At 37.5% G+C, this 4529-nt stretch carries 4 protein-coding genes; all 4 read left to right on the forward strand.

Going from position 1 to position 4529, the window contains the following annotated elements; translation table 11 throughout:
• Positions 1–121 precede the first annotated feature (121 nt).
• The 4 genes from rbsK (at position 122) to H6A61_RS14940 (ending at position 3947) form a co-directional block, all read left to right on the forward strand.
• Positions 122–1027 (forward strand): ribokinase, encoded by a 906-nt coding sequence (gene rbsK, locus H6A61_RS14925; protein WP_154044243.1) that lies wholly within the window; start codon positions 122–124, stop codon positions 1025–1027.
• Between the two features lie 14 nt (positions 1028–1041).
• Positions 1042–2049, forward strand: coding sequence for a GRP family sugar transporter (locus tag H6A61_RS14930; protein WP_204394690.1), 1008 nt, complete (start codon positions 1042–1044; stop codon positions 2047–2049).
• 19 nt (positions 2050–2068) lie between these two features.
• The gene (locus H6A61_RS14935) at positions 2069–3121 is read left to right on the forward strand and encodes a nucleoside hydrolase (protein WP_204394691.1); all 1053 of its coding nucleotides are present in this window, start codon (positions 2069–2071) and stop codon (positions 3119–3121) included.
• A 133-nt stretch (positions 3122–3254) separates the two neighbouring features.
• Positions 3255–3947, forward strand: a complete 693-nt coding sequence (locus H6A61_RS14940) for a DUF5020 family protein (RefSeq protein ID WP_204394692.1) — start codon at positions 3255–3257, stop codon at positions 3945–3947.
• Positions 3948–4529 lie beyond the last annotated feature (582 nt).

Genomic DNA, 4529 nt, shown 5'->3' on the forward strand with positions numbered 1-4529 from the left:
CTGATTATCAAAGCATTATAAGAAGAAGTATATCGTTGAGTTTTTATAAATCGGATATAATTGGTTTGATATGCCTGAAATATAACAATACTTTTACACCGTAAACGAAAAAACCTATATCATGAAAACGAAAAAAATTGTAGTATTAGGTAGTTGTAATACCGATATGGTAATAAAATCAGACAGACTACCTGTTCCGGGAGAAACAATCCTTGGCGGTGAATTTATTATGAATCCAGGTGGAAAAGGAGCCAATCAGGCTGTAGCTGCAGCAAGATTGGGCGGAAACGTTGTATTTCTGACAAAAACAGGCAATGATCTTTTCGGACGCCAGTCTGTCAGTCTATATTCAGAAGAAAATATCAACACTGATTACATTCTGTCTTCTTCCGACAAGCCATCAGGAGTGGCAATGATTTCAGTTGACAAGAAAGGAGAAAACAGCATTATCGTAGCATCAGGTGCTAACAGCACATACAGTATTGATGATTTCAAAAGTGTTGAAAGTACAGTATATGATGCAGATATTCTGCTGATGCAGCTGGAAATTCCTATAGAGACAGTTACATACGCTGCCAAAGTAGCCAAGGAACATGGAGTGAAAGTTGTTTTGAACCCTGCCCCTGCTCAGTTTCTTCCAAAAGAATTATTGGAGAATGTTTCAATAATAATACCTAACAATACAGAAGCCGAAATTCTGTCAGGAATTAAAGTGAGCGACATAGAAAGCGCAAAAAATGCTACCGACATAATAAGCCAGAAAGGAATAGAAACCGTTATTATCACTATGGGAGATTACGGTGCTTTCATAAAGACAAAAGAAGAATACATATCCGTACCAACACAAAAGGTCAATGCTATAGATACAACAGCAGCAGGTGATACTTTCTGTGGCGCTCTTGTAGTAGCTTTATCCGAAGGGAAAGATATAATTGACGCCGTAAAATTTGCCAATAAATGTTCCGGTATAACAGTCACCAGACTTGGAGCACAGTCATCATGCCCATATAGAAATGAAGTAATCTGATAAATCCATATATTATGTTTATCGTAGATAATTACGCCTTGGCAGTAGTGTTATGTATCATCACCATGATATGCTGGGGCTCCTGGGGCAACACTCAGAAATTTGTCGGAAAATCCTGGAGGTTCGAACTCTTTTATTGGGATTACGTAATTGGAATGTTCTTGTTCTCTCTATTGATGGCTTTCACTTTGGGAAGTCATGGAAGCGTAGGACGTGATTTTCTAACTGATATACAGCAAATCAGTGGACAGTCCTGGGGATATGCATTACTGGGAGGTATCATATTCAATGCTTCCAACATTCTTCTCTCTGCCTCTGTATCCATATCAGGAATGTCTGTGGCATTTCCATTGGGAGTAGGTATAGCTCTTGTACTGGGTGTATTTATCAACTATTTGGGAACACCTAAGGGCGACCCTCTATGGCTGTTCACGGGAGTAGCCTGCGTAGTATTGGCTATAATCCTTAATGGTATGTCGGCAAACAGTGTAAGCAGTTCAGAAAACTCAGGTAAGAATACAAATAAAGGTATATTACTTGCTGCACTCGCTGGAGTATGTATGTCGTTCTTCTACCGTTTCGTAGCGGAAAGCATGGATGTAGAAAACTTCATATCACCTCAACAGGGACTTTCAACACCATATACTGCATTTGTAATATTCTCATCAGGTGTACTTCTAAGCAACTTTGTGTTCAATACTTTAATAATGAAGAAACCTTTCATTGGCGAACCTACAACATATCAGATGTATTTCAACGGTAATATCTCAACCCACCTTATCGGTATGTTGGGAGGATGTATATGGGCGCTGGGAACATTGTTCAGCTATATAGCAGCAAACAAGGCCGGTTCGGCAGTGTCATATGCACTGGGACAGGGAGCGCCTATGATAGCAGCCCTTCGGGGAATTTTCGTATGGAAAGAATTCCACGGAGGAACCACAAAAACAAAATCTTATCTTACTTTAATGTTTATATTCTTCATCCTTGGACTTGGAATGATAGTTTATTCAGGTTTATAACTTTTAAAATTTAGTCATTATGAAAAATTACTTTAAAATCGCATTAATCATAATTCTGACAGCAGGTATCGCTGTCAATACAACAGCCGCTAATCTTGCAAAAGAAAGCACAAAGAAAGTCAATATGATACTTGATATTGACACAGGTATAGACGATGCATTAGCATTGGCATATGCACTGGGATGCGAGGACATTAATCTGCTGGGAGTGGTAGGCAGCTATGGAAACGTATCACTTGACAAAGGAATAGAGAACTCATTAAACTTATTAAAGCTATTAGGAAAAGAAGATATTCCTGTTTATGCAGGTGAAAAATGCTCACTTATTGACAATACTCCTTATCAGCCAAGTGATATTTCGAAGTTCATACATGGCAATAACGGCATAGGCGAAATAGAGATACCACAATCAGCCAGCAAGAAAAAAGATGAAAGCGGTGTGGATTTCATGATAAGAATGGCTAACGAATATAAGAAAGATCTTACCATAGTTGCTGTTGGACCGCTAACAAACGTTGCAAAAGCTATTCAAAAAGATCCACAGTTCGCCGAGAAAGTAGGCAGAATAGTGATAATGGGAGGCGCAGTTCTCCTTCCGGGAAATGTAAACCAGCTGGCTGAAGCAAATATCTATCAGGACCCTAATGCCACAAATATTGTATTCACCAGCAAGGCAAAAGTTACAATGGTTGGACTAGATGTAACTATGAGAACCATTTTCACTAAAAAGGAGACACAAAACTGGAGGAACATAGGCACTGTCTCAGCTAAAAAATATGCAGATATGGTAGATTTCTATATCAATGCTTATGCCACAACTCAACCGGAACTGAACGGATGTGCACTCCACGACCCTCTGGCTGTAGCCGTAGCTGTAGATCCTAGCCTTGTACAAACATTTGAAATGAACATGAAAGTGGGAACTACAGAAGCTGATTTCGGAAGAACAATCGGTGACAAAGCTCGCCTTCTGGAAGAAAATCCAAATGTATCAATATGTATAAACGTTGACCATAAAGAATTCAACAGCAGATTCTATACAGTTCTGGCAAATCTGTTCAAGAAAAACTAAAATAATAAATCTCTTTAATACCCCGTACCTTAATTAATTCCATATTAACCGGTGTTCCCTTTCTTTAGAAAAGGGAATGCCGGAAAGGGAATACTACACCCCATTTACAACTCTTATCTAATATCAAGAAAATATGAAAAAGTTACATTTAATACTGCTTCTGTCATTACTGTCATTGTCTGCAATATCAGCACAAAACATCCAACTACACTATTTTCCAAATCATTCCATCAACAGCAGGATGTATGACAAAAACTTTGTCATGGTAACATTCGATATGTTCAAAGCCGATAAATGGGGATCTTTCTACACATTTATAGATTTTGAATTTACAGGCGAAAAAGGAAAAATTGGTACTACATACTGGGAAATATCACGTAATCAAAACATAGGAGACTTACCAGTGAAACTTCACCTGGAATATGATGGAGGTGTTACAAAAGGCGGTTCTATACCAGGTTCGTATTTTGTGGGAGCCAATTATCCATTGACCATAAGAAAATTCAACCTTGGCGCAAACCTGTCATATAAGATTCATGCCTTCAATCACATAAGCCATGATGCACAGCTCACACTGACATGGTCGGGCGATATACTGAAAAATAAACTTACATTATGCGGTTTTATTGATATGTGGACCCAAAACAAAAATACAGAAACAAAATCCAACGAAGGGAAAAAATTTGTAGTTTTATTCGGCCCACAAGGATGGTACAACATTAATGAGAAACTGGCATTCGGAACGAAAATAAATATTAGCTATAACATGCTTGATAAAAACAAGGTATTTTTCTTTCCGTCAATTGCCGCAAAATGGAATTTCTAGAACAAGCTTAAAAACATTTGTCATTATATTAAAAATACATAGCTGTCTCAGAACAAACTTTGAGACAGCTTTTTTTATGTTCTAAAAATTCGGATAAACCTTATTTGTTTATCGCGTATTTCTAATCCTTTGTATCCTAAAGAACCGACAATGTATATCAAAGATAAAATTTAAATGATACGTATCAAATGATAATCTGATTTCACCTCTATATTCAGATGATTATATTTTCCTGATTATTCAATTAGGATCATTCACACACTATAAAACAGACAAGCTTTAAAGGCCCTTATAACAGATATTCTCTAAAGGTTACTCCAATATATAATTCAGGCATAATGCTTCAAATTATAGGCTATATTTATATACATATATTACCTACTACTCATGAAGATTTTTTACCGTACTGACATATATCTTTAAGCTGAACGTTTTCCGTTGTTCATCCGCAACCTTGGTGCAGAGAAAGTCTAAAGTGTATAAACGCAAAAAATCCCCGAAGTATCTCTACCTCGAGGATCTCTCATATAAGACGGCGACTACCTACTCTCCCACAATATGCAGTACCATCGGCGTGACGAA

This window comes from Bacteroides caecigallinarum, from assembly GCF_016901995.1.
Lineage (GTDB): Bacteria > Bacteroidota > Bacteroidia > Bacteroidales > Bacteroidaceae > Phocaeicola > Phocaeicola cellulolyticus.

Bases quoted from the DNA above. Each gene is read 5' to 3' on its own strand.
- rbsK (WP_154044243.1), top strand. From the start codon at position 122: ATGAAAACGAAAAAAATTGTAGTATTAGGTAGTTGTAATACCGATATG.
- H6A61_RS14930 (WP_204394690.1), top strand. From the start codon at position 1,042: ATGTTTATCGTAGATAATTACGCCTTGGCAGTAGTGTTATGTATCATC.
- H6A61_RS14935 (WP_204394691.1), top strand. From the start codon at position 2,069: ATGAAAAATTACTTTAAAATCGCATTAATCATAATTCTGACAGCAGGT.
- H6A61_RS14940 (WP_204394692.1), top strand. From the start codon at position 3,255: ATGAAAAAGTTACATTTAATACTGCTTCTGTCATTACTGTCATTGTCT.